This window comes from Chitiniphilus eburneus (assembly GCF_005048205.1).
Classification (GTDB): Bacteria; Pseudomonadota; Gammaproteobacteria; order Burkholderiales; family Chitinibacteraceae; genus Chitiniphilus; species Chitiniphilus eburneus.
Map to the genome: position 1 here is coordinate 86,025 of NZ_SUMF01000002.1, position 24,628 is coordinate 110,652.

The window sequence follows — 24,628 nt, forward strand, 5'->3', positions numbered from 1 at the left end:
TGGATACGATAGGCCGCGCTACTTGGCGGCACAGGATGAATCGACTTTTGCACCCACGTTTGAAGGTCGATTCGCCCCAGGCAAGGCATCCGGCGCGGTGGCCGGCGTCGGCGCGGGCGGCGCATCGGCGGCTGTGGGAAAGCCGTTCATGCGGCGCAGCACCGGGAACAGCGCCATCCAGGCAACGGCCACCCCCAGCGTCGCCAGCCCACCCAGCACCACCGACGGCACCAGGCCGAACCAGCCGGCGGTCAGACCTGACTCGAACTCGCCCAACTCGTTGGAGGCGCCGATGAACACCGCGTTCACCGACGAGACCCGGCCACGGATCGCATCCGGCGTTTCCAGTTGCACCAGCAAGTGGCGGATGTACACGCTGACCATATCGCCCACGCCGGTCAGTGCCAGCGCCGCCACCGACAACGCCAGGTGCGTGGACAGCCCGAACACCACCGTGGCCACACCGAACAGCGCCACACCGCCGAACATCCAGCGCCCCACATGACGGGTAATCGGGCGGAAAGCCAGCACGATCGAGGTACACGCCGCCCCCAGCGCCGGCGCGGTACGCAACAGCCCCAGCCCGGTGGGCCCCACGTGCAGCACGTCGCGCGCATACACCGGCAGCAACGCCACCGCGCCGCCGAACAGCACCGCGAACAGGTCGAGCGAGATCGCCCCCAGCACCACCGGCCGCGATCGCACGAAGCGAAAGCCCTCCAGGATGGAGCGCCCGCCGGCCGGCGCCCGCTGCGTGGTCTGGCGCGTGCGTACCGGCAGCATCAGCAACCCCGCCGCCGCGAACAAGGCGGCAACCAGCGCGTACACCACCTGCGGCCCGGCCAGGTAGAGCAACCCACCCAGCACCGGGCCGGCGATCACCGCCACATGAAAGCTGGACGACGACAGCGCCGTGGCCTGAGCGAAGCGTTCGGTCGGCACCAGGTTCATCACGATGGCCTGGCTGGCCGGCATCATGAACGCCCGCGCGCAACCGGCCAGCGCCAGCGCAGCGAACACCGGCCACACTGCCGTCAGCCCGCTGTGGGTGAACCCCAGCAACAGCAGCGCCACCGCAGTCTGCAAGCCAAAACAGAGATTGATCACCACGCGCCGGTCATACCGGTCGGCCACCTGCCCCGCCGGTAGCACCAACAACAGGAATGGCGCGAACTGCGCCAGCCCGATCAGCCCCAGGTCGGTGACGCTACCGGTCAGCGCGTACACCTGCCAGCCGACCGCGACATTCATCATCTGCGCCGCCAGGGTGGAAAAGACACGGGCCGCCAGATAAAGCAAGAAGTCACGATGACGCAGGACGGAGACGGACATGGGGTTTTCTGTGTGGATGGCAAAGAGAGTTGTTGGGCCGGCTGCGGCGCTTTTCTGGAAATGGCGGGGGAGAAGGGAAGGGAGAAGGGTGAAGGGTGAAATCCGCAGCGCCAGCGGGAGCAGTAACCGGTGTTGACGTCACCCTTCCCCCTTCCCTTTTCGCCCTTCCCGGCCTTGCCCCTTCCCCCCAAGACCTACCAACTGAACTGCCACTCCACCGCGTTGCGTTCGCGCGGCTCGGCGATCAGTTCGTCGCGCGGGCGGTCGGAGAACTCGGACAGCACGTCCTCCTTGATCGCGGCGAAGGCGTAATCGCCCCGGTCGCGCGGGCGTGGCAGCGGCACATCGACGATACGCTTGATCCGCCCGGGGCGGGGTTGCATCACTACCACGCGATCCCCCAGGTACACCGCTTCTTCCACGTCGTGCGTCACCAGGATCATGGTGATGCCCTCCTGCGCCCAGATGCGTTGCAGCTCCTGTTGCAGATAGGCGCGGGTCAGCGCGTCGAGCGCGCCGAACGGCTCATCCAGCAGCAGCACTTCGGGCCGGTTGACCAGTGCGCGGGCGATGGCCACGCGCTGGCTCATGCCACCGGACAACTGATAGGGATAGGCGCGCTCGAAGCCTTCCAGCCCCACCAGCGCGATGTGCTCGCGCACCGCGTCACGCTTGCGCGCCTCGCCAAGGTCAGCGTTGAGCAGCCCCAGGCCGACGTTCTGCTCCACCGTCAGCCACGGAAACAACCGATGTTCCTGAAACATGATGCCGCGCTCCAGGCTGGTGCCGACAATGCGATGCCCGTCGAGCAGGATATCGCCCTGATAATCGTCCTCCAGGCCGATCACCAGCCGCAGCAGCGTGGATTTGCCGCAACCGCTGGCGCCAACGATGCTGACGAACTCGCCCGGCTTGATCGACAGCGACACGTTGTCCAGTACGGGCAACGTGTCGCCCTTGACCTGGTATTGCTTGGAAAGCCCACGGATTTCGAGGGTGGCGGCATGGGGCATGGGGTGCTCCTTGATTAAAAGTGGGTTACTGCGTCAGATGAAAACAAACGAAATCACTCCCGAGCGCGGCGAGGCTCCCTCGCGGCGGCGAAGGAGGGAGGAGTGGAATCAACCTGGGAGTGCCATTGCCGACATTCCCAGCCTGGTAGCGCTACCGGCTTGGCGGGGCTGCGGTGTAGTGATCCACCACCGAAGCGTGCAAAACCATCCAGGCAGGTGCATCAAAACTGCGCGGTCGAGCGACCGCGCCACGCCAGTAGCCGGCGCTCCAGCTGGCTGGCGCTCCAGTTGAGGGCGAAGCCGACCGCGCCAACCACCAGCACGCCGAGCAGTACCTGATCCATCCAGAAATGCTCGCGGCCATCGACCAGCAGATTGCCGATGCCCGAGCCCGAGGTGAGCAGGTACTCCGCGCCCAGCGTAGCCAGCCAGGCGTAGATCAGCGCCAGGTAGATACCGGTGAAGATCGATGGCAGGGCTGCCGGCCATACCACCCGCGCGAACACCTGCCACGGCCCGAAGGCAAACACCCGCGCCACCTCCAGGTGTGCGCGCGGCACGCTACGGATGCCCTCGAAGGTGTTGAGCACCACCGGGAAGAACGCGGCCAGCGACAGGAATGCGATCTTGGCCAGATCGCCCAGGCCGAACCACAGCGAGATCAGTGGAATCCAGGCGAATAGCGATACCTGCTTCAGCGTGTGGAACGTGGGCCCGATCAGGTTTTCCAGTAGCCGCGACACCCCTAGCGCCGTCCCCACCGCCAGCCCGATTGCTGTGCCGATGACGAAGCCCAGCACCATGCGATACAGGCTGGCGCCCAGCGCATGCGCCAGTTCCCCGCTGCCCGCCATGCGCAGCCCGGTATCGACCACCTTGGACAACGGCACGAACAGTTGCGAGGTGGTCCAGCCAAAACGGAACGCCGCCCACCACAGCGTGAGCAGCATCACGGGGATCACCCAGCCGCGCAGGGGCTTGGGCACTGCGGCGGGGTGCAGCCAGTGTGGCCAACGGCCAGGGGAGGATATGGGTTGGGTGGAGCGGGTCATGGCTGGTCCTTGTTCATGAGTTGGGGACGCGATGCGATGGCGCTTTCGATGGCACCTTCAACGCCTGAAATGCTGAGCGCCTTGGGGGCGCGGCGGATTGAAGCCCTTGCGGTTGCAGTCAAAGCCATCAAAACCCCTCCACTCGCCACCGCAACAACCGCTTCTCGATCACCGCCAGCACCCGATCCAGCGCCCAGCCGATGGCGCCCACCACCACCACCGCCGCCAGCACCACATCCAGCTGATACAACTGCCGGCCATACACGATCAGGAACCCCAGGCCCTCGCTGGACGCCAGCAACTCCACCCCCACCAGCGCCAGCCACGCATGCGTCAGGCCATAGCGCACGCCGTTCCAGATCGGCGGGAAGGCCGACGGCAGCACCACGTGGCGCAGCAATTGCCAGCGGCTGAAGCGGTACACCCTAGCCAGCTCGATCTGGGTGGTGGGCACGTTTTGCAGACCCTTGTAGGTGTTGAGCGCGATCGGCACCAGCGAGGCCTTGGCGATCAGGATGATCTTCAGTGCCTCATCGATGCCGACCAGCATCATCAGCAGCGGCAGCCAGCCCAGCGCGGGCACCTGGGCGAAGGTCTTGAAGGTGGGGTAGAGGTAATCCTTGGTCAGCGGCGACAGGCCCATCGCCACGCCCAGTACGAAGCCGAGGGTGGCGCCAGCGGAGAACCCCCACAGCACGCGCCACAGGCTGATGGCGGTGTTGTCCTGCAACTCGCCGCTGCGCCACAGGTCGGCGAAGGTGCCAGCGACAGTGGCGGGCGATGGCAGGATCTGCGACGGCACCCATTCGTAGGTGGCGGCCAGTTGCCACAGCAGCAGCACCGCCAGTGGGAACGGCCAGGCCAGCAACGCGCGGCCCAGCGCGGACCACAGCCGACGGCGAGGGCGCGGGGTCGGCGTGGCGGCTTGCGTCGGTAGCACCGGGTCGAGGGTAAGCACGGAAGAATAGGCGGACATGGGCGGTGCTCCGTCGGATCAGGATTTGGCCTGGCCGGCCTTGGGGGCAGGCGCGGCCCGGGCGACATTGCTGCCGGCCGCATTCACCGGCAGCCAGTAGCCGGTCAGGCCCTCGGCCTGGAGCGCGGCGTCGAGAAAGCGGTGGTCGAACCAGTCGGGTACCGCCACCGGGCGGCGTACCAGCTTGAGCGCCAGCAGGCCGTCGGCCACGTCGCGGTAGCGGGCGACGGCGAAATCGTCGAGCAGCGGGCTGAACTGGCTACGCAGCGGCTCGCCGGAAAGGTCTTCGCGGATCACCGATTCGGGTACGCCCATCTGCGCCCACAATCGGTAGGTCTCGGCCTCGTTGGCCGGATCGGACACCCAGCGGGAGGCTCGCACCAGCGCACGCACCACACGGGTGGTGGCATCCGGGTAGCGGTTGGCGAAGTCGTCGGCCACCAGCAACGCGTTTTGCCGGGTATAGCGCGGCGCGGTACCGCGCGTGGTGTAGACGATGCGCGCCAGACCCTTGTCGCGCAGCTTGAGCACGCGCTGGTCGGTGAAGCCGGCGTCGATGTTGCGAGTGATGAGGGCGTTGTCGATACCGGCCAGGTCCAGGTTGACCACGCGCAGGTCGCGCTCGCTCAACTGATGGTCGGCCAGTACGCGGTCACTCGGTAGTTGCAGGTTGGTGCCCAGGAAAATGCCCACCTTGCGGCCCTTCAGATCCGCCACCGATTTGATCGGCGAATCGGGCGGCACCGCCAGATAGAGATTGGTGCGCACGCCCTGCATGGCGAGGATGCGGGTCTTGAGCCCGACCGAGCGTCCCACCGTGGAGGGCAGGTCGCCCTGCAACGCGAAGTCAAGCTGGCGGTTGGTCAGCGCCTCGTTCACCGCCGGGCCGGCGCCCTTGAAGAAGAACCACTCGACCTTGATGCCGTCGCGCTTGAATTCCTGCTCCAGCCAGCCCTTGCTATAGGCGATGCCAAACGGCCCAGCAGTGAAGATCGGCGGGCTGCCAACGGTGGGTGATGCCACGCCGATGCGGATGGTCTGCGGCGCGGGCGCGGCCTGGCCGAGCGCCAGCCACAAGGCAGCGACGGTGGCGAACAACAGTCTGGACAGGGTCATGGGGGTGTCTCCGTTCCGTGAGGGATCAGCGAGCGCTGGCGCTGCGAGTGGTTAGGCCGATTCGCCCTATGGGCCGGCCCTGGGCATCGAGCGGGGTCCAGTAGTGCTCCAGCTTCAGTTCCTTGAGCACGGCGTCGACGAAGCGGCGGTCGATCCACGCCGCCACATCCACCTTGCCGCGCGCCAGGCGGAACTGCTGCGCGCCGCTCACCGCGTCCTGGTAGCGGCCAACCAGAAACGGATCGAACAGCGGCGAGACGCGCGCCTTCACCGACTGGCCGCGGTAGTCGGTTTCGAAGCTGGACAGCGGATAGCCCATCAGACTCCACACCTTGAACACCTCGGCGCGGTGGGTGTCATCCGATGCCCAGTAGGCGGCACGCACCACGCCGCGCACCACGCGGCGGACGGTGTCGGGATGGCGCGCGGCAAAGTCGTCGCTGGCCAGCAGTGCGCTCTGGCGGGTGAGCACCGCCGGGCCGCCCTGGGTGCTGTAGGCGATGCGCGCCACACCCTGCTCCACCAGCTTGAGCGACTCCACACCGAGGAAGGCAGCGTCGATATCGCGGGTGGTGAGCGCAGCCTGGGCCGAGGCATTGTCGAAATTGATGGCACGCAGGTCACGTTCCGACAGGCCGTGCGCGGACAGGATGCGGTTCACCGGCAGGTGGGCGTTGGTGCCGCGGAAGATCGATACCCGCTTGCCCTTGAGGTCGGCGATGCCCCGGATCGGCGAATCGGGCGGCACCAGCAGGTAGACGTTGCTGCGGATCGATACCGGCAGCACCAGCCGGGTCTTGAGCCCTGCGGCGCGCGCCATGATGGCCGGCAGGTCGCCCTGGAACACCAGGTCGAGCTGTTTGTTGGTCAGCGCTTCGTTCACCGCCGGGCCGGCGCCCTTGAAGAAGAACCACTGCACCTGGGTGCCGCTGCCCTTCAGTTCCTCCTCGATCCAGCCCTTGTAGCGGGCCAGGCCGAGCGAGCCGGTGGTATAGACCGGTGGGTTACCCACCGCTGGCGAGGCAACGCCGATGCGCACCACCTTGGGTGCGGCCAGCTGAGGTGGGGCCGCCCCAGGTGTGGCCGGCTGAGGCGGAGCCTCGGCGGCGGAGATGACGCCCGCCAGCACGGCGAGCAGCACAGCAAAGACATGACGGATCATGGGGAAGTCCTCATCGATGATCGCCGCGCCAGCGCAGCAGGTGGCGCTCCAGGCGGCGGAAGACACGGTTGAGCGCGACGCCGACGCCGCCGATGGCGAGCATGCCAAAGATCACCAGCGCCACATTGAAAGCGGCGCGACCACGGATCACGCTATCGCCCAGGCCGATGTCGCCGTAGGCGGGCAGCAGGAATTCGGCGCCGATGGTGGCGAGCCAGGCGTAGACCAGCCCCAGGTTGAGGCCGGTGAGTATCTGCGGCGCGGCGGCCGGCAGGATCAGGCGAGTGAGGCGCTGGCGTGCGGTGAAGCCATGGACACGCGCCACCTCGAACTGGGCGCGGGTCACGCCGCGCACGCCCTCGAAAGTGGCCAGCGCCACCGGGTAGAAGGCGGACACGGCGATGAACACCACGCGCGAGACATCGTTGTAGCCGAGCCAGATCGACAGCAGCGGAATCCACGCGAACAGCGAAATCTGCTTGAGTGTGTGGAAGGTGGGACCGAGCAGGCGTTCGGCCCAGCGCGACACACCGAGCAGCACGCCCAGGCCGATGCCGGCCAGCGCGCCAAGCGCGAAGCCGCCCAGGTCGCGCGCCAGGCTGGCCGCCAGTGCGCGGAACAGCTCGCCGCTGCCCAGGTATTGCCACGCCACCGCCAGCACCTGTTCGGGCGGCGGAATCAGCGTCGGGTTGGTCCAGCCCAGGCGGCCGGCGACGAACCAGAACAACAGCAGCAGCGCGGGCGGCACCAGGCCGCGATAGTCGCGGCGGAAAGCGCGGGAGGCAGTGGTCATCGTGGCCTCCTCAGAACGCGCCACGGCGCCATGACGCCAGGCGAGATTCCGCCCAGCGCAATGCCAGATCCAGCGCCAGCCCCACCGCGCCGATGGCCAGCATGGCGACCACCACCAGATCCAGTTGCAGCAGTTGCCGCCCCCACACCATCAGGTAGCCGATGCCCTCGCTGGAAGCGAGCAGCTCGACGAATACCAGCGTCAACCATGCCTGCATCACGCCCTGGCGCAAGCCGTTGAACAGGCTGGGCGCGGCGGCCGGCAGCACTACGCGCCACAGCGTCTGGGGCACGGTGAAGCGGTAGACGCGGCCCACATCCAGCAGCGGGCGCGGAATCCCGGCGATACCGCGATGGGTGTTGACGGTGACCGGCACCAGCACCGCCAGCGAGATCGCGGCCACCTTCAGCGCCTCGTCGATACCGAGGAACACGATCAGCAGCGGCACCCAGCCCACCACTGGAAACTGCGCCACCAGCTCAAAGCTGGGCAGCAGATAGGCGCGCGCGCTGCGCGACAGGCCCAGCGCGGCCCCCAACGCCAGCCCGGCGCCGCCGCCGAGCAGCACACTCCAGCCGACGCGGGTAAGGCTGATCGCCAGGTGGTCGCGCAATTCACCGCTGTGCCACAGCTCGCCCAGCGACTGCCAGACCAGCGACGGCGGCGGCAGGATCTGCTCAGCCAGCCATTGGCGGTCCACCGCGTATTGCCACAGCGCGAACAGCGCCAGCGGCAGCAGCAGACCGGCAGCCCAGTGCCCGGCGCGACGCAACGGCGCCGCCAGCCGCGCCGGCCAGGATGCGGACGTCGCCAATGGCAACGGGCCTAGCGTATTGGTGAGTGATGTCATGCGGTTACTCCTGAAGAGCTTGTTCGAACTGCGGACGTGCGGGACCGCTACAGCGGCGCAGCCACGCCCGACAGCCAAAAGCGAGGAACAGCGGGGCGAACAGCACAAAGGTGAATTGCAGGCCGAACAGATGCCCGACCCAGCCGCCCACCACGCTGCCAACCAGCCCGCCGGCCGGGCCGACGAAGGCATTGATGCCGGCAACGCGGCCGCGCCCCAGCCGGCCACCGATGCGGGCGAAGCGCGACAGGTTGGCGGTCTGCACCATGCCCAATCCCAGGCCCAGCGCCGCCGCGCCCGGCCATAGCCACGCGGCGCGGTCGGTCAGCCCCAGACCCAGCAGCGCCAGCGTCACCAGGGCGAAGCCGGCCAGCAGGAAGCGCCGCTCGCCGATGCGATGCAGCAGCACGCCCAGGGTGAACAGCGCCAGTACGAAGGCTGCGCCCTGTACCGTGAGCAGCGCGGCGGCGCCGGCCGAGGCGAAGCGGTAGTGCTGCAAGGCGATGATCACGATGAAGAAGCCGTAGTACTGGTTGACTGCCTGCCCGGCGAACTCCACCAGGCCGACACGGCGCAACTCGCGGTCGCGCCACAGCAGGCCGAACTGCGCCCGCAGCTCGCGCCACGACAGCGTGCGCGCCGGACCGGGGGCGTAGTGACGCATCACCAGCGGCGCCAGCAACGCGGTACCGAAGAACGCCACGCCGATCAGGGTGTAGGTGCCGGCGTAATGCACCGCCGCGATCACCGCCACCGCCAGCGACGGCCCCAGCAAGAACATGCCGATCATGTGGGTGCCGCGAAACCAGCCAGCCTTGGCCACGCCCACGCGCTCCAGTTGCTGCATGAACACCGCGTTCAGCGAGACGAAGCGGCACGGCATGCACAGACTGATCGCCACTGCGGTGGCGGCGAGAAAGGCCGGGGCCGCCACCAGCGGCGTCGCCAGGTAGAGCAACCCGGCGGTGATGGAGCCGAACACGAACAGCCGCAGCGGGCCGAGCTGGTCGACCAGCACGCCGATGGGCATGCTCATCAGCAGGATGCCCACGCTCTGCGCGCCGGCGATCAGCGCCAGCTCCAGCTCGCTGGCCGCCAGATCGAGCGCGTACAGCGAGGTGGCCACCTTGGCCACGCCCACCGACAGCCCGGCCACGGAGGACAGCAGCACGAAGGCCAGCAGGAAGCGATGTCGCTGGTAGAAGGCGTTCACGGCGCGTCCGTCATTTCTTGATGTTGCCGTTGGCATCGTACTGATCCCAGTAGCCTTCCAGCTTCAACTCCTTGAGCGCAGCGTTCAGGTACTTGGGTTCGATCCAGCCATCCACCGCTACCGGCCGCCGGATCAGCCGGTAGCGCTGCGCTTCGTCGATGGCCTTGTTCAGGCTGGCGACGTAGTAATCGTCCAGCAGCGGGTTGTTGCGCTCTTTCAGTGTGTAACCAGCCCAGCCCTTTACGAAATCGCCATACGGCGTGCTGCCCGCCGCCGCCCAGTACTTGAACACCTGATCGCGATTCTTTTCTTCGGAGGCCCAGAACGTGGCACGGGTGAGCGCGGTGACCACCTTCTGCGTGATCTGCGGGTATTTCTGCTCGAACTCGTCGGTGACCCAGAAGGTGCCGATGCTGGTGATCTTGGGATCGCGCTTGATCTCCAGCAGCGTCCTGGCGATGCCGCGCGCCTGCAAATCGAACGGCGTGGTGATGTAGCCGTCGATATCCTTGGTGGCCAGCGCCGCCTTGGCGGTGTCGGTGTTCATGCTGATGACCTTGAAGTCCTTCTCGGTCAGGCCGTATTTCTCCAGCACACGGTTCAGCGTGAGCTGGTTGGCCGTGCCCTTGAACACACCGATGCGCTTGCCCTTGAGATCGGCCAGCGTAGTGGCCGGTGAATCGGATGGCACCACCAGATACGTGGCCCCAAAGCGGCCCAGGCCAAAGATGATCTTGTGCTTCAGCCCAGTGGAACGCCCCACGATCAGCGGCAGATCGCCGTGGTACGCAAAATCGACCAGCCCGCTGGCCAGTGCCTCATTGGTAGCCGGGCCGGCGCCGGGCAGGAAGTTCCACACCACCTTGATGTTGTCGGCCTTCAGCTCCTTTTCGATTGCACCCAACTGATGCGCCACCGCCAGCGTGGTCCCGCTGCCCAATGGCCGCCCACCGGTGCCGGCACCGGAAAACGCAATGCGGATCACCGCCGGTTTGTCTTCGGCGTGCACGGGCACCACCAGGAAAAGCGTCAAAGCGGCCAGCCCCAGCAGGCGGCCCAGGATTGCGGTAACAGTCATTGGTTCTCTCAATGTGATGGGGGATGGCAAAGATGTAATCGTTCGGGCAAAGGGGATTTCAGCCTGCTCGCCACGCAATGACGGATCGCGTGAATCGGGGTTGGGGCTTCGAGGGGCGGCACTCGCACGCCAACCGGCGTGCCGTGCCCAGCGCCGCCCAATCGCAGCCAGACCCTGATCCACCACGAACCCGAACAGACCCAGCCGCGAGCGCAGCGAGGCCCCCTCGCGGCGGCGAGGATGGAAGGAGTGGAGCGAATCAGGGCTGGGGTTTTGCGGGGCGATACCCGCACTCCACCCACGGCGAAGCGCTCGGCTCCGCCCAATCACGCCCGTTGCCTGGCCCACAGCCAACGCGAACAGACCCAGCCACGAGCGCAGCGAGGCTCCCTCGCGGCGGCGAGGGCGGGGGGAGTGGAATGAATAAGGGTTCGGGTTTTGAGGGGCGATGCTCGCAATCCACCCACCGCGAAGCGCCCGGCTCTGCCGGGTGCCCGATACCGTGTACTTTTCAATAAACGTGACCAATCTCATCCCAGCCCCTCAAAACCCGAACTGGAATTGAGCCAAGTACTCATTCACGCTCTCCCGCGCCGCATCGTCGTAGGCGTAGTGGTTCACGTTGAGCTGAAACTTGGTGGTCTCGGCAAAGAACACGTTGAGGCCGCCGGTGCTGATGGTGGTGCGGTCGCCAGCCTTGCTGCGGTCGGGATCGAATTGGTCCCAGCGCAGGAAGGCCTGGTACGACTTGGGCCACCAGTCGTCGTACTTGGCCTGGCCACGGAAGCTCTTCACCCATTGCTCGCCCCAGGTGTAGAACAGCGTGAGGTACTGGCCCCGGCTCTTGGTGGTGCCGCCAACGGCGTTGTTGCCCAGGTAGTCGTCACGGCCCTCGGCAAACTCGTAGGTGATGCCGAACGGATCGTGGTTGTAATAGACGTCGAAGCCATAGCGATCGCTGCGGCCGTGCGTGACCACGCCGTTCTTGTCGGCCAGGTTCTTCTTGCCCTTGTACCAGGACGCGCCGATCTTCAGCTCACGCAGCAGGCTGTTGTAATCCACCGGCAGCGTGACCGCCGCCCGGGCCAGCCAATCCTTGTCGCTGTTGTCGTCCGACTTGTTCGGCCCGTTGCCGTTGACCACGCCGATGGCGTATTCCAGCAACGGCGCGCGGTAGTTGAAGCCGTAGTCCACATAGGGGTCGTAGTCGCCGCGTACGATCAGGCCGATCTGGCGATTGCCCACGCCCAGCCCCGAGAGAAATTGCGCCGAGTTGATCACCGGCCGCAGTTCCTCGCCCACCTGCGCTTCCAGGCCGAACGGAATCTGCTGCTGGCCCAGCGTGATGGTCAGCTTGGGTTCCTCCAGCCCGGTGAGCGTGGGGAACGGGCTGTAGCGCAGGTAGGCATCGGTGACGTTGAAGTTGCTGTTGTTGTTGGCCGGGCTGTTCTTGGCGTACTGGAACGCCAGCCGGTAATCCAGATTGCGGCCCTCGGCATAGTCGCGATACAAGCTGCCGCTGAAATTGAGCGTTGCGGTCGGAATATCGAAGCTGGAACGACGATCGTCGGTCACGGCGGTGGAACCAGCGCGCGTCGGCGCATCCTGATACGACGCGCGAGCCACTACGGTGCCGCCGATGGTGGTGCCCCGGCTGGTGACGGCAGTTTTGGTCTCGCGATTGCGCTGCTGCTCGTACTTGTAGTTCTCCAGATCGGCGCGCAGGCCATCCAGGTCTTCCTTGGTGGCAACCGAGGCCGGATCGGCGCCGGTTTCGACAGCCACGATGGCACCGGGCGATGGTGCGGCGACAGTTTCCACGCGACGTGCGTCGTCCAGTTGACGTTGCAGCGCCTCTACCGTGCTGCGGAGGGCGTCGATCTGCTTCTGCAATTCATCGGTACTGGGGGCCGCCTGCGCCGCGCTCGCAAGCGCGACCAGCCCGGCGCCCAGCCAGTTGGCGGGGTGTGGCATTGGTGTATCTCCCTGGTTTGTTCTTGTCGATGCCGACCTGCTATGGGTCGGGCATCGCATTGCCGACGACTAGGAGCGACCAGCAAAACCTCCTGGCGGTACCGCGCGAACCGGCTGTACTCGCGCACGGCCGCGTTTCGCGCTTCTTGCCAGGACTGCTTCGCCGGCTTTGGTCAGTCGCTCCAAGGCGGACAGAATCCGGCAGCCATCGGGCGGGACAGGAAGAAACGGTCTTTGCGCATACAGGCTCCACGGGGATCGGTCGCGCCGCCCAATCGGGCGTCGGCATCGGTGTGGAACCTTATAAGCAGAATGCGTGCCACGAGTTTTCGATAGAAAAATCAGAAATAAGCAGGCTACGTACGCCGCTTTTGCAGCAGCCCGCGCCACAATGTGCTGGCTGCGCAACAGCCCGCCAGCGGTGCAGACGCCGGGTAACGCGGGCAAGCGGCGTGGCATGTTTTCTGCTGCGGGGCCATCGACCGCCACCGTGGAGACCGCCATGACCGCCCTCGCCGCCCCGCCCCGCAAACTGGTGATCGGCCCGCAATTGGGCCAGGACGCCATCGAGCGCATCCGCTTGCTGGCGCCCGATACCCACGTGGTCCGCACCGACCGCCTGCGCCCGGACCCAGATCTGGCCAGCGCCGATGCAGTGTGGTTCGGCCAGGGGGAAGTGGATGGCGAGCAACTGCTGGAGATCGCACCCGGCCTGCGCTGGTTGCAGACCTTTGGCGCTGGGGTGGAACGCTGGCTTACCCCGCGTTTTGTCGAAAGCGACGTAGTACTGACCAACACCAGCGGCATCCACGGCATCCAGATCGCCGAACACGTGCTGGCGTTGATGCTGGCCTTCGCCCGAGGCCTGCCCCGGCTGGTGCAGAGCCAGCGCCACCAGGCACTGCATCATCCGCGCCTGGATCAGTTCGAGCTGGCTGGGCAAACGCTAGTGATCGTGGGATTCGGCCGTATCGGCCAGGCACTGGCGCTACGCGCCGCCGCGCTGGGCCTGACGGTGATCGGCGTGAAGCGCCACAACGCACCGCCGCCCGAGGGCGTAACCGCCATTGTCGGCAGCGAAGACGTCGACCGCGCACTGGCGCTGGCCGACCATGTGGTCGCCGCGCTGCCGCTGACCGCCAATACCCGCCACTTCTTCGACGAGCGCCGCTTCGCCCAATTCAAGCGCGGCGCGTACTTCTACAACGTGGGCCGTGGCGGCTCGGTGGATCACGCCGCCCTGCTGGGTGCCCTGACCCACGGCCGCCTGGCCGGCGCCGGCCTGGACGTGACCGACCCCGAACCGCTGCCGCCCCACCACCCGCTGCGCCGCTCGGAGAAGGTGATCCTCACCGTCCACACCGCCGGCGCATCCCCCCGCTACTTCGACCGCGCCCTGGCGGTGGCGCTGGACAACTTGAAACGGCTGCGCCAGGGGCGGCCGCTGGTGAATGTGGTGGATAAGCGGGCGGGGTATTAAGATGGTAATAAAATGAAAAAATCCTTTTGGAATAATTGGCCTCAAAAATCAGAGCCAATCGCCAACAGCACAAGCAAACACCAGCCACATTGAAAAACAAATAGTGGTTCTTTATTTATTTTTCGACATCAAATATTCAACATCCATTCTCACTACCGAATTCATTTTCCCACCTTCCAGATACTCAAATTTCATGTCGGCAACAGCATCCCCATCGGCCTGAGCTTGATGGATGTCGTGAAGATCGACTTCAACCACAGCAGCCTCATTACATTGCTCTTTTAACTTATTCACCTTCATATCCAAAAGAAGATATAAAACCTCGTCCATTTTGACAAATGAAGGAAGATAGTTGTTAGGCCTTTTTTGAGAATAAGCGGGAGTGCTTGCAAAAGCCTTGCAACTGAGCTTTCCTTGAGCCAGCGGTAGCACCTTCGACATTACCGCCAGATCCAATGAAATCCAACTAGCAGTCTGGGCCGCGTAAAAATCAAAGCTTAACTTTTGATCAAACCCAGCTTCAAGCAAGCGCGAAACTTCCAGAAAAGTGGGATCAAGTCTATTGACGGCCGGCCCTTCTGGATATCTTCCGGCTTCAAAATCCAGATAATTGCCAATAAACATAATCGAAATATTATTGGGGTAATAAAGACGCCCAAGATTGTAATATTTCTTGGCTAGATCTCCATCTACCAAGCTGGCTCGAACCTCATCAGGCTCACTTGGAATAATATACAAACCTGAATAAATAGCTGCCAAATAAACCAACTCAGGGCCATGCCGCTTGAAGCCAGCCGCAATCAAAAAGGAGCGCAATGCCTTTCGACTATCTCGCGCCGCCAGCGCTCCCAACATGGTGGCTTCATAACTGTACTTGTCATCGAGAAATACTTTTTCTTGCTTCTCCAGGTAACTTTTGTATGGCGCATATGGCACATCTTTTTTTAATGAAAAGACAAGCGCAAACACAACAATCAGCATTGAAACAAGTAACGCCATAGCCCGTCTTATCACCTTCACTCACTCTCCCATCAGGATCAACAAAATTCAACAGATTGGAGTTCGCGTACCCATATCGATTGAAGCTATACACCGGGTTGGCAACCTTCCAATCCACCGGATCCATGGCCATGAACCGCCCCGGGGTCGGGTCATACCACCCGCGCGCCGTAGTAGCTCAGTCCGAGCTTGTCCTCAAACGGTTTGCCGGTAAACCACTGCATGTTCTTATCCTTGGCGCCCACCATCTTCTCGCCATACAGGCGATCGTTGGTATGCCAAAACAATATATCGTGGAATACCTGAGAAGCCGCAGAAAACCAGCGGCCACCTTGTCTGTACAACGATGCTGGTCAATCACAAAAGCAGGCTTCAGGAGTCATGCGCAACTCCACACCAATCAGGTGGTCATCATTCCCACGGCAAAACTCACCCACATGACAAAAAATAGAACCCGCCCGTTATTAGCATCCGTTTCAACCAAAGAGGCGCTTCTATCTTTTCCCCCGCATTCCCCTCCAACCTCTTTTTCCTTAGCACCCAAAAAATCTGCGCCAGTGGCGATGCAGTGCGAAGCTGTTTGTATTTGTAAATAAAATACAAACAACACCCAGAATAAATAGTAGCCACAACGAAATTCGCCGCTACGATAACCTTCATCACAAGAATCACAATTGCAGTTTGAAAATCCATCCCACATTTAAATAGTCATTCAACATAATCCGCCCCATTTGATCAACGATCATTTGGTTCAACTCTACCGCCACACCTGTGGAAACCAAAAGCCTCAGCACTTGGCGTTCAAGAAGAGCTAAAATGTTTTCTTACTTATTTTTAAAAAGCTCACGCACCAACTCCTCATATCTTTTCTCACCACCATGAAAATTCGGCCCCGCCACTATTTTAATCGAGCCTATATCCATACTTCTTGAAAATATGTATACATCCCCTCTCCCGGAACCAAGATGCGTATCTTGCATCCACAAAATACCCTCATCAAGATTCATTGCCATTACAGAAAACCCTCTACCTTCCAAATATATAGAAGCGGCTTCCATGAATGAACTCTGACTCACATGGATTTTATAATTCTTCTCAATTTTTCCTTCGCCACACCCCAGCAAGAACATGGCGAAAATCATTGAAACCATCAAAAAATACGTTTTACGACCCACCCCGAAAATCATCCATTCAACCCCTATTCCAGAGCTGCCATTTGCACGGTTATTTTTTTAAAGACCTTGGTCAACTGATATTTCCAAATATAATCAGCCGAAAAATAGGACAAAAAAACAGCATAAAATGTAAATTACAATTAATTTCAAATTCGATTCAATTCTATAAAACAAGGCAAAACAAACCGCAAAAAAATCAAATAGAAAAAGTATAAAGCGTAGAAATTCTCAACATCCACAAAACCCAGCAAAAGCTGAAACAAAAATAATGCTTGAAAAGGGAAAAATATCATAAAAACATTATATATCCACCCCACCATCGGCCATGCTATGTAAACAAGCAGAGGGAAAATCACGAAAATGGCGGACACACCATATATAAAATATGATCGTATGCTTCTATTTTTTCCTTTTGCCATTTTTATAACCTTAAAAAGAACAAGAAAATGGAAACTGAACAACCCATTTTATCCAACGTACACCGTGGAAGCCTCTATGCTTCTTCCTCCAGAAATACCTCAACCCCCAGACTAACGCCTAACTCAGCGCACTTATTTATCAAATTTAATGGCAATTCAAAAGCACAAAACCGCCCCGCGCCCAAAGTGATGTAATAGTCAACAGTTCCACCAGAACAAACAAATTCCTTCACAAAATCGCCTCTTTCCTCGAGCCATAAATTAGCCGCCTCGACCGCCAGATCAACATTAGAATCATCTCTCCCTTCAAGTCTATAAAACCAATGTGTTTCAGTATAAAATCCATTTAACCTTTTTCCTTTAGGAGTGAAGCGTGGTTTACCTGCTTCGTGGCTACCAGTAGGTTGTTCCCTCATGCCACGGCTTATAGCCTCAACGCTACTATTCTTGTGCATAAGCCGTATCGAAATCAATAAAGCCCCTTCCATTAAGCTCCCTTTTCATATTTAGAAAATTCCAATAAATAGCAACACAATCTGAATTTATTGATTCGACAGAAGGCGATCTACAGCAACGGTGCAATTTACAAAATGGAATTAAAAGGGCTCTGCACTAATCAAGCTTTCGCAAATAGCCCGCATCTCTGTCAACCACAGCATTTTTTCTGCCTGAATTCAAGAAGTTAACCTGCTCATTTGTAATGGATTTAAATTTTTCGGCGTCATCAAGTATTTTCTTTCTGTAGTCGAAATCAACAAAATTCTTCCCACATTTTCTTAAAAACCTTTGAAATCGTGCATCAAGTATGGAGTAGTTAACTTCGTCTGCATCCACCATAGACGGAAGATAATCCTTTGGTCTTCCAGGAGAAACCAAGCGGATTTTTTCTATACTACGGCATTGGGCTGTTTTACTAAAAAGCGGGGCCGAAACAGACAAAACGCTAAGATCAAGGGAAGACCAATTTGCCGTTTGAGCAGAATAGTATCTAAAATCCAGCTCCTCACTGGCAGCCCCTTCAAGCAATCTTGCGATCAATTTCCCAGTAGGCTGATAATCAACCGATAGCAATTTATCAATCTGTTCTTGCTTTGAGCCATTCCAATAAAAATCAATAAACCTGACCGAGATATTGTCTGGGTAATACTTATCCGCCAACTGCAAATATTTTAATGCCTTTTCTTTGTCAATCAACGCAACTCGTTCCGATTCCGGAACGTCGGCGAAAATATAAAGCCCGGAATATATCGCCGCCAAATAGACCAGTTCCAAGCCATGTTGTTGTTTTTTTTCAGCCTCCAGAAACAAATTGGAAGCAACCACATAATTTCGACTCGACATGGCCTGAAACATCAATATTTCATAATCATGGCCTGTTTTCATGAACAGCCTATTTTGTTTTTCGACGTAATCTGAATAGGTCATGCCAGTTGAGGTGACCATCCAGATATCGACCAGGTATATGAGTATCAAAACCAGATAGAAAGAAAATTTCTTCATTCGCTACATTCTTATAAGCCGATATTCGTTTGCTTTTCTCTTGAATACAGCGGAGGCTCGTTGTTCCCACCCATTCCACAATAGGCACTCCGCCCCTTGCTTTGCCGTCCATCGGGGCGGCCAGCACGATTCCCGTAAGAGCAGCTTGATGCACCGCTATGCCAATCAATTTATCTTACCAACTTACCCAAGGCCAAAATAGGAACACGCCACATTTTTCAGTTGGTGAATCACGCCGTACTCGCTTCCGTCCCAAGGTCGCCTGATCAGCGCGGGCCAAGCCGTGACTGGTCCCGAACCACTACCACCTCCCCGCTGTGCCTTAGCGGTGGCGTTGGGAAATCTGAAACGGCTGGGGCATGGGCAACCGCTAGTGAATGTGGTGGATAAGCGAGCAGGGTATTGAGGGAAGTTTTGCGCAAGAGTGCGAAATAGCTGAGAAACCGCAACGGATGGCAAGGAAGCCAGCGGCCACTTTGTTTGCAAGGTGGCCGCTGGCGAATCAAAAGAAAAAGGTGAACTCCATGCAGGAATTACACGCGATGCCGAATTGTGTCCAGACAATTACATCAAAACAAAGGCAATCTTTATGAATAATTCACTATAAATGGCCTAAAACTAATTAACTTCGCGCAAGTACTGGGCGTCTCTTTCAACCACTGCATTTTCTTGACCAGAATTCAAGAAGCCGCCCTGCTCGTTTCCAATAAATTTAAATTTTTTAGCATCATCAAGAATTTTCTTTCTATAGTTATAGTTAACAAAATTCTTATTGCATTTTTTCAAAAATCTTTGAAACCTAAAATCAATAACAGAATAATTTATTTCATCCACATCAACCAAAGAAGGAAGATAATTAATTGGCCTTCCGGGAGAAAATAACTTTATTTTCTCCACATTGCCACATTGAGCTGTTTTGCTAAAAAAAGGAGCAGCCACCGACAACACACTAAAATCAAGTGACGGCCAATTTGCCGTTTGAGCAGAATAGTATCTAAAATCCAGCTCCTCACTGGCAGCCCCTTCAAGCAATCTTGCGATTAGTTTCCCAGTAGGCTGATAATCAACCGATAGCAATTTATCAATCTGTTCTTGCTTTGAGCCATTCCAATAAAAATCAATAAACCTGACCGAGATATTGTCTGGGTAATACTTATCCGCCAACTGCAGATATTTCAATGCCTTTTCTTTGTCAATCAACGCAATTCGTTCCGATTCCGGAACGTCGGAGAAAATATAAAGCCCGGAATATATCGCCGCCAAATAGATCAGTTCCAAGCCATGTTGTTGTTTTTTTTCAGCCTCCAGAAACACATTGGAAGCAACCACATAATTTCGACTCGACATGGCCTGGAACATCAATATTTCATAATCATGGCCTGTTTTCATGAACAGCCTATTTTGTTTTTCGACGTAATCTGAATAGGTCATGCCAGTTGAGGTGACCATCCAGATATCGACCAGGTATATGAGTATCAAAACCAGATAGAAAAAAATTTCTTCATTCGCTACATTCTTATATATAAGCCGATATTTGTTTGCTTTTTGAATACAGCGGAGGCTCGTTGCTCCACTCCATTCCACAATAGGCACCCCGCCCCTTGCTTTGCCGACCATCGGGTCGGCCAGCACGATTCCCGTAAGAGCACGTTGATGCGCCGCTATGCCAATCAATTTAATCTTACCAACTTACCTCGGGCCAAAATAGGAATACGCCACATTTTTCAGTTGGTGAATCACGCCGTACTCGCTTCCGCCCCATCCCAGGGTCGGCTGATCAGCGCGGGCCAAGCCGTGACTGGTCCCGAACCACGACCACCTCCCCGCTGTGCCTTAGCGGTGGCGTTGGGAAATCTGAAACGGCGGCGGCATGGGCAACCGCTGGTGAATGTGGTGGATAAGGATGGGCACTGGAGATCAAGCATTGACCTGAGACACGCTTATTAGGCGTACCCGCCGCTAAGCCATCAACACCAACAGAGTTCAAGATGTGTATTTAGAGAGTTCCTTTTAAAAATATTGAAAAAGCTTCAAATTCAGAAAAAATGTAGTGTTCCATTATTTTCGCAGAAACAATGAAAAACAAAACCATTCCAACAAAAACAGCCCATCTTGAAAATCCGGACAACCTACGAAGCAAAATGAAAGCCGCACTCCAAAACAAAGATGAAATAAAAAAGGAAATGAATATGCAAGGTAGCTTCCACTCTCGGTGGGGCATGAAAAAATAGATGTCAGCAGGAAAAGACAAAAAATAGACGTCAAATTTTGCCGCCAACCGAGAAAATCCTGAAAAGAAGTACAGATAATAAAGCAAGCCATTCAGAAATAGGGCAATAGATATTATTGGCTTCACACCACCAAATTTCCTCATTGAGAAGTCAATCAATTTCGCCCCCCTTGTCCCACCATCTTTTCCTCAAGTTGCATTTCATTCTTCCGCCCACCCCCGCAGGCTGAACAACAGGATGTTGATACCAAACCGTCGGTGAGGAGATCAACGTTTTCGACCAGACGCTGCTCGCTACCACGCCGCGCCGCGCTGTGGTCTTCGCTGAAGCAGTCGATGGTGGTGACAGGAACCGCCACCCCCGGTATCAACAGGTGCGGCTTGCAGAATGGCGGGCCCGAGTACAGCCGCGCTGAGGGCGGCGCGTAGGAAAGCAGTAAAAGAGGCCATGAGGAGGTTTTTTGTTGTTAGGAAGCGCGTGGCGCGCGAGCAGGTGCCATATTTACATTGCTCTACAAAAACATCAAACCCTAACAACTCATCATCTTTCAAGTCGAGCAGCCGATGCAATAATTCGATCCAGGAGAGATTCTTCCCTTCCTGAAGGACTATGCCCAGACCCTTGGGTAATCAGCGCAGCGAATTTCATTGTCTGGAATATCAACTGGTCAGCGCAAACCCGACGACCATCCCCACCTTGCGTTGTTGTGGGCAGAATAATTGATGGAAGGTGCCGAAACTCTTGAACACAACACCCGCCTGCAAGCACGGCAACTAGTAGCCGACACCCTTAAGCAGATCGGTGTCTATCACCGATAGCATGCTGCCCGATGAGGACGACGGCAAGCACATTGATCTGGCGCTTGTGCCCAAGGATCCGCAGGCCCGTGGTATAGCTGCAAGGTAGCACTAGCTCCGTCGTCGTAACTCCATCCTGCATTTCATCCAACCTAGATAACGCCAGTATCTAGATGGTTGGGTCCTTATAAGGATTTATTCCAATAATTTTGGAAATTCTCTCCAAAAAATAGATCCAAAAAAAATAAGTACAAGAACCAAGTAGAATCGCAAGAACGCAAGCCCCAATTACCTTAAAATGCGTAAATATCCCCCTCTTGGAAATACTGTCCAATTCCAAAACCTGGACAACAAAATTCAAGGCGATTGCCACTGAAATCGTTGTCAATATGACACCGCCTCCTGCGATAAATTCTTTGTTTTTTTTTCTTCATCTCTTCCCCTGGAAGGGGTTTCGGTTGAGCAAGATAAAAGCAAACAAGCCATGACGCAAATCAATCTTGGGCCATGGCTTGCTCGGTGCGCTCAGTAGAAAGAAGCAGTGACTTACGCTTTGATACCTTCCTGCAGCGCACTGACTTCCTCCTCCGCCGCTACATCCTCCGCCCGATGGCATGCCACCAGCCGGCCCAATACCGGGCGCAGCGGTGGGACTTCGGCGCGGCAGCGGTCGATGGCGTAGGGACAGCGGGTGTGGAAGGCGCAGCCGGTGGGTGGGCTGAGGGGGGATGGCAGTTCGCCTTGCAGTTTGATCTTGGCGCGGCGGTCTTCGAGGCGGATGGTCGGCGTGGCCGACAGCAGCGCCCGGGTGTAGGGGTGCAGCGGCAGGCTATAGATCGTCTGTCTGTCGCCGTATTCCACGGTGCTGCCGAAGTACATCACCATCACGTCGTCGGCCACATGTTCGACCACGGCCAGGTTGTGGCTGATGAACACGTAGCTGGTGCCCAGTTGCTGTTGCAGGTCCATGAACAGGTTGAGGATCTGCGCCTGGATCGAGACGTCCAGCGCCGAGGTCGGTTCGTCGGCCACCACGATGCGCGGTTGCAGGATCATGGCGCGGGCGATGGCGACGCGCTGGCGCTGGCCGCCGGAAAACATGTGCGGGTAGCGCCGCACGTGCTCGGGGCGCAGGCCGACGATGTCGATCATGCGCGCCACGCGTTCGCGGCGTTCGGCCTGGCTGAGCGTGGTGTTGAGCTTGAGCGGTTCTTCCAGTGTGGCGCCCACGGTCTTGCGCGGGTTGAGCGAGGCGTAGGGGTTCTGGAACACCATCTGCACCTGCGGACGCAGTGTCTTGAGGGCTGCGTGGTCAGCCAACGCCACGTCCACCCCGGCGATCTTCAGGTGGCCGCCGCTGGGCGTTTCCACCAGCGTGAGCTGGCGTGCCAGCGTGGATTTGCCGCAGCCCGATTCGCCCACGACGGCCAGCGTACGGCCCGGCAACAGCGAGAACGATACGCGGTTGAGCGCCTTGACAGTGGCAGTGCCACGGAACAGGCCACGGCGCACGGTGTAGTGGCGGGAAAGGTCTTCGACGACCAGGATCGGGGCGTCGTTCATCATCGGTTCGCTCATGCCCGTGGCTTTCCTTCGTCGTCGAGCGGTTTGATGCAGCGCGCCTGCGCGTCGCCCACCAGCACCAGTTCGGGATGGGCGCGGCTACAGGCGTCCTCGGCATAGGGGCAACGCGGTACCAGCAGGCAGCCGCTGGGGCGGTCATAACGCCCGGGCACCACGCCGGGCAGGGTGTTCAGGCGGCTGGCACCTTTGCTGTGTTCGGGAATCGATGCCAGCAGCGCCTGGGTGTACGGGTGACGTGGGGTGGCAAATACCTGTGGCACCGGGGCGGTTTCGACGATTTCGCCGGCGTACATCACGGCAACGCGGTGCGCCACTTCGGCCACCACGGCCAGGTCATGGGTGATCAGGATCAGCGCCATATCGCGACTACGTTGCAGGCTGACCAGCAGTTCCATGATCTGCGCCTGCACCGTGACGTCGAGCGCGGTGGTGGGTTCGTCGGCGATCAATAGCTTGGGATTGCAGGCGATGGCCATGGCGATCATCACGCGCTGGCTCATGCCGCCGGAAAGCTGGTGCGGATAGGCCGACAGGCGCGATCTGGCGCCAGGGATTTCCACCTGCTCCAGCAGTTCCAGGGCGCGGGCGCGGGCGGCGGCGCCTTTCAGGTTCTGGTGTTCGGCCAGTGTTTCCAGCAACTGGTCGCCAACGGTGTAGGCCGGGTTCAGGCTGGATTGTGCGTCCTGGAAGATCATCGAGATTTCGGCGCCGATGATAGCGCGCTTTTCGCGCGACTTCATGCTCAGCAGATCGCGGCCGGCAAAGGTGAGCTGGTCGGCGGTGACGCGCCCGGGCGCGTCGATCAGGCCCATGGCGGCCAGCATGGTCACGCTTTTGCCTGAGCCGGATTCGCCAACGATGCCGACGATCTCGCCAGGGGCTACTTGCAGATCCACTCCGGAAACGGCCCGGAACGGGTCATGGCCGCTGCCGAAAGTGACGGCCAGGTTCTTGATGTCCAGCAGCATGGAGGTTCCGCTAATCATGTTGTTTCAGGCGCGGGTCGAGCGCGTCGCGCAGGCCGTCGCCCATCAGGTTGAGCGCCAGCACCGTGAGCAGGATGGTCAGCCCGGGCATAGTGACCACCCACCAGGCGCGCTCGATGTAATCGCGCGCGGCGGCCAGCATGGTGCCCCATTCGGGCAGTGGCGGTTGCGCGCCCAGGCCGAGGAAGCCCAGCGCGGCCGCGTCGAGAATGGCGGAGGAGAACCCCAGCGTGGCCTGGACGATGATCGGCGCCATGCAGTTGGGCAGCACGGTGCTGAACATCAGCCGCAGCGTACCCGCGCCGGCCAGCCGGGAGGCGACCACGTAGTCGCGCGTCAGTTCGGTCATGGCCGAGGCACGGGTCAGCCGCACGTAGGACGGCAACGACACGATGGCAATGGCCAGCATGGTGTTGGCCAGGCCCGGCCCGAGCACGGCAACGATGGCCACGGCCAGCAGCAGCGACGGCAGCGCCATCATGATATCCATCAGCCGCATGATCACGGTGCCCAGGCGCGTCGGGTAGAACGCGGCCAGCAGGCCCAGCACCACGCCGGGGATCATCGAGCACAGCACAGAGACCACGCCGATCCAGAGCGAAATGCGTGCGCCGTGGATCAGGCGGGACAGGATGTCGCGACCCAGTTCGTCGCTGCCAAGGATGAAGCGCCAGCTCCCGCCCTCGGCCCAGGCCGGTGGGGTAAGCAGCGCGTCGCGGTATTGTTCGATGGGGCTATGCGGGGCAAGCCAGGGTGCGAACAGCGCGGCCAGCACCAGCAGCGCCATGAAGGCCAGCGCAGCGGTGGCGCCGCGATTGCGCGAAAAACCACGCCAGAATTCGGCGAACGGGGATGGGAAATCAGGCGCGGTCAGCGCGGCGGAAGTCGTATTGCTCAT

Annotated in this window: 23 protein-coding genes and 1 pseudogene; 2 read left to right on the forward strand and 22 right to left on the reverse strand. The window is 59.4% G+C overall.

Translation table 11 applies throughout. The features are described from left to right. Positions 1-18 precede the first annotated feature (18 nt). The 11 genes from FAZ21_RS03000 to FAZ21_RS03050 form a co-directional block, all read right to left on the reverse strand. A complete protein-coding gene (locus FAZ21_RS03000) occupies positions 19-1,332 on the reverse strand; it encodes an MFS transporter (RefSeq protein WP_136771803.1) in 1,314 nt (437 codons plus the stop codon). A gap of 194 nt (positions 1,333-1,526) precedes the next feature. After that, positions 1,527-2,345 carry an ABC transporter ATP-binding protein gene (locus tag FAZ21_RS03005; RefSeq protein WP_136771804.1) on the reverse strand — a complete coding sequence of 273 codons (819 nt, stop codon included), beginning with the start codon at positions 2,343-2,345 and terminating at the stop codon, positions 1,527-1,529. A gap of 221 nt (positions 2,346-2,566) precedes the next feature. Then, entirely contained in the window at positions 2,567-3,397 is an 831-nt protein-coding gene (locus FAZ21_RS03010) for an ABC transporter permease (protein WP_211243347.1), read from the reverse strand. Between the two features lie 127 nt (positions 3,398-3,524). Further along, complete coding sequence (locus FAZ21_RS03015) at positions 3,525-4,373, reverse strand: ABC transporter permease (protein ID WP_136771805.1); 849 nt, start codon at positions 4,371-4,373, stop codon at positions 3,525-3,527. 18 nt (positions 4,374-4,391) lie between these two features. Further along, positions 4,392-5,489: an ABC transporter substrate-binding protein gene (locus FAZ21_RS03020; RefSeq protein ID WP_136771806.1), complete on the reverse strand. Its 1,098-nt coding sequence runs from the start codon at positions 5,487-5,489 to the stop codon at positions 4,392-4,394. A gap of 25 nt (positions 5,490-5,514) precedes the next feature. Further along, the gene (locus tag FAZ21_RS03025; protein ID WP_136771807.1) at positions 5,515-6,651 is read right to left on the reverse strand and encodes an ABC transporter substrate-binding protein; all 1,137 of its coding nucleotides are present in this window, start codon (positions 6,649-6,651) and stop codon (positions 5,515-5,517) included. A gap of 10 nt (positions 6,652-6,661) precedes the next feature. Beyond that, a complete protein-coding gene (locus FAZ21_RS03030) occupies positions 6,662-7,444 on the reverse strand; it encodes an ABC transporter permease (RefSeq protein WP_136771808.1) in 783 nt (260 codons plus the stop codon). A gap of 10 nt (positions 7,445-7,454) precedes the next feature. Then, positions 7,455-8,294: an ABC transporter permease gene (locus FAZ21_RS03035; RefSeq protein WP_246038459.1), complete on the reverse strand. Its 840-nt coding sequence runs from the start codon at positions 8,292-8,294 to the stop codon at positions 7,455-7,457. 4 nt (positions 8,295-8,298) lie between these two features. Continuing rightward, the gene (locus FAZ21_RS03040; RefSeq protein WP_136771809.1) at positions 8,299-9,507 is read right to left on the reverse strand and encodes an MFS transporter; all 1,209 of its coding nucleotides are present in this window, start codon (positions 9,505-9,507) and stop codon (positions 8,299-8,301) included. A 10-nt stretch (positions 9,508-9,517) separates the two neighbouring features. Next, positions 9,518-10,585 carry an ABC transporter substrate-binding protein gene (locus tag FAZ21_RS03045; RefSeq protein ID WP_246038460.1) on the reverse strand — a complete coding sequence of 356 codons (1,068 nt, stop codon included), beginning with the start codon at positions 10,583-10,585 and terminating at the stop codon, positions 9,518-9,520. A gap of 543 nt (positions 10,586-11,128) precedes the next feature. After that, positions 11,129-12,559 (reverse strand): DUF3138 domain-containing protein, encoded by a 1,431-nt coding sequence (locus FAZ21_RS03050; protein ID WP_136771810.1) that lies wholly within the window; start codon positions 12,557-12,559, stop codon positions 11,129-11,131. Between the two features lie 502 nt (positions 12,560-13,061). Between FAZ21_RS03050 and FAZ21_RS03055 the strand changes: the two genes are divergently transcribed. Continuing rightward, positions 13,062-14,039, forward strand: coding sequence for a D-2-hydroxyacid dehydrogenase (locus FAZ21_RS03055; RefSeq protein WP_169307222.1), 978 nt, complete (start codon positions 13,062-13,064; stop codon positions 14,037-14,039). A gap of 111 nt (positions 14,040-14,150) precedes the next feature. Here the strand turns inward: FAZ21_RS03055 and FAZ21_RS03060 are convergent, their stop codons facing one another. The 8 genes and pseudogenes from FAZ21_RS03060 to FAZ21_RS03090 form a co-directional block, all read right to left on the reverse strand. Then, positions 14,151-15,038: a hypothetical protein gene (locus tag FAZ21_RS03060; protein ID WP_246038461.1), complete on the reverse strand. Its 888-nt coding sequence runs from the start codon at positions 15,036-15,038 to the stop codon at positions 14,151-14,153. Positions 15,039-15,120: 82 nt separating this feature from the next. Then, positions 15,121-15,171: pseudogene (locus tag FAZ21_RS21200) on the reverse strand (hypothetical protein); the annotation flags it as partial. A gap of 19 nt (positions 15,172-15,190) precedes the next feature. After that, positions 15,191-15,325: a hypothetical protein gene (locus tag FAZ21_RS21005; RefSeq protein ID WP_281279728.1), complete on the reverse strand. Its 135-nt coding sequence runs from the start codon at positions 15,323-15,325 to the stop codon at positions 15,191-15,193. 113 nt (positions 15,326-15,438) lie between these two features. Continuing rightward, a complete protein-coding gene (locus FAZ21_RS03070) occupies positions 15,439-15,738 on the reverse strand; it encodes a hypothetical protein (RefSeq protein ID WP_136771813.1) in 300 nt (99 codons plus the stop codon). Positions 15,739-15,862: 124 nt separating this feature from the next. Further along, positions 15,863-16,213 (reverse strand): hypothetical protein, encoded by a 351-nt coding sequence (locus FAZ21_RS03075; protein ID WP_136771814.1) that lies wholly within the window; start codon positions 16,211-16,213, stop codon positions 15,863-15,865. Positions 16,214-16,706: 493 nt separating this feature from the next. After that, a complete protein-coding gene (locus FAZ21_RS03080; protein ID WP_136771815.1) occupies positions 16,707-17,120 on the reverse strand; it encodes a hypothetical protein in 414 nt (137 codons plus the stop codon). Positions 17,121-17,244: 124 nt separating this feature from the next. Then, positions 17,245-18,132: a hypothetical protein gene (locus FAZ21_RS03085; protein ID WP_136771816.1), complete on the reverse strand. Its 888-nt coding sequence runs from the start codon at positions 18,130-18,132 to the stop codon at positions 17,245-17,247. Between the two features lie 618 nt (positions 18,133-18,750). After that, entirely contained in the window at positions 18,751-19,806 is a 1,056-nt protein-coding gene (locus FAZ21_RS03090) for a hypothetical protein (protein ID WP_136771817.1), read from the reverse strand. 401 nt (positions 19,807-20,207) lie between these two features. Between FAZ21_RS03090 and FAZ21_RS20150 the strand changes: the two genes are divergently transcribed. After that, positions 20,208-20,363 carry a hypothetical protein gene (locus tag FAZ21_RS20150; RefSeq protein ID WP_169307224.1) on the forward strand — a complete coding sequence of 52 codons (156 nt, stop codon included), beginning with the start codon at positions 20,208-20,210 and terminating at the stop codon, positions 20,361-20,363. 1,343 nt (positions 20,364-21,706) lie between these two features. Here FAZ21_RS20150 and FAZ21_RS03095 read toward each other — a convergent pair. The 3 genes from FAZ21_RS03095 to FAZ21_RS03105 are packed head-to-tail and all read right to left on the reverse strand — an operon-like array spanning position 21,707 to position 24,628. Then, positions 21,707-22,738: a peptide ABC transporter ATP-binding protein gene (locus tag FAZ21_RS03095; RefSeq protein WP_136771818.1), complete on the reverse strand. Its 1,032-nt coding sequence runs from the start codon at positions 22,736-22,738 to the stop codon at positions 21,707-21,709. Beyond that, positions 22,735-23,730, reverse strand: coding sequence for an ABC transporter ATP-binding protein (locus FAZ21_RS03100; protein WP_136771819.1), 996 nt, complete (start codon positions 23,728-23,730; stop codon positions 22,735-22,737). Before FAZ21_RS03100 ends, FAZ21_RS03095 begins: the two co-directional genes overlap by 4 nt. Beyond that, entirely contained in the window at positions 23,723-24,628 is a 906-nt protein-coding gene (locus FAZ21_RS03105) for an ABC transporter permease subunit (protein WP_136771820.1), read from the reverse strand. Before FAZ21_RS03105 ends, FAZ21_RS03100 begins: the two co-directional genes overlap by 8 nt.

Bases quoted from the DNA above. Each gene is read 5' to 3' on its own strand.
- FAZ21_RS03000 (WP_136771803.1), bottom strand. From the start codon at position 1,332: ATGTCCGTCTCCGTCCTGCGTCATCGTGACTTCTTGCTTTATCTGGCG.
- FAZ21_RS03005 (WP_136771804.1), bottom strand. From the start codon at position 2,345: ATGCCCCATGCCGCCACCCTCGAAATCCGTGGGCTTTCCAAGCAATAC.
- FAZ21_RS03010 (WP_211243347.1), bottom strand. From the start codon at position 3,397: ATGACCCGCTCCACCCAACCCATATCCTCCCCTGGCCGTTGGCCACAC.
- FAZ21_RS03015 (WP_136771805.1), bottom strand. From the start codon at position 4,373: ATGTCCGCCTATTCTTCCGTGCTTACCCTCGACCCGGTGCTACCGACG.
- FAZ21_RS03020 (WP_136771806.1), bottom strand. From the start codon at position 5,489: ATGACCCTGTCCAGACTGTTGTTCGCCACCGTCGCTGCCTTGTGGCTG.
- FAZ21_RS03025 (WP_136771807.1), bottom strand. From the start codon at position 6,651: ATGATCCGTCATGTCTTTGCTGTGCTGCTCGCCGTGCTGGCGGGCGTC.
- FAZ21_RS03030 (WP_136771808.1), bottom strand. From the start codon at position 7,444: ATGACCACTGCCTCCCGCGCTTTCCGCCGCGACTATCGCGGCCTGGTG.
- FAZ21_RS03035 (WP_246038459.1), bottom strand. From the start codon at position 8,294: ATGACATCACTCACCAATACGCTAGGCCCGTTGCCATTGGCGACGTCC.
- FAZ21_RS03045 (WP_246038460.1), bottom strand. From the start codon at position 10,585: ATGACTGTTACCGCAATCCTGGGCCGCCTGCTGGGGCTGGCCGCTTTG.
- FAZ21_RS03050 (WP_136771810.1), bottom strand. From the start codon at position 12,559: ATGCCACACCCCGCCAACTGGCTGGGCGCCGGGCTGGTCGCGCTTGCG.
- FAZ21_RS03055 (WP_169307222.1), top strand. From the start codon at position 13,062: ATGACCGCCCTCGCCGCCCCGCCCCGCAAACTGGTGATCGGCCCGCAA.
- FAZ21_RS03060 (WP_246038461.1), bottom strand. From the start codon at position 15,038: ATGGCGTTACTTGTTTCAATGCTGATTGTTGTGTTTGCGCTTGTCTTT.
- FAZ21_RS03070 (WP_136771813.1), bottom strand. From the start codon at position 15,738: ATGTGGGATGGATTTTCAAACTGCAATTGTGATTCTTGTGATGAAGGT.
- FAZ21_RS03080 (WP_136771815.1), bottom strand. From the start codon at position 17,120: ATGGAAGGGGCTTTATTGATTTCGATACGGCTTATGCACAAGAATAGT.
- FAZ21_RS03085 (WP_136771816.1), bottom strand. From the start codon at position 18,132: ATGAAGAAATTTTCTTTCTATCTGGTTTTGATACTCATATACCTGGTC.
- FAZ21_RS20150 (WP_169307224.1), top strand. From the start codon at position 20,208: ATGAAAAACAAAACCATTCCAACAAAAACAGCCCATCTTGAAAATCCG.
- FAZ21_RS03095 (WP_136771818.1), bottom strand. From the start codon at position 22,738: ATGAGCGAACCGATGATGAACGACGCCCCGATCCTGGTCGTCGAAGAC.
- FAZ21_RS03100 (WP_136771819.1), bottom strand. From the start codon at position 23,730: ATGATTAGCGGAACCTCCATGCTGCTGGACATCAAGAACCTGGCCGTC.
- FAZ21_RS03105 (WP_136771820.1), bottom strand. From the start codon at position 24,628: ATGAGCAATACGACTTCCGCCGCGCTGACCGCGCCTGATTTCCCATCC.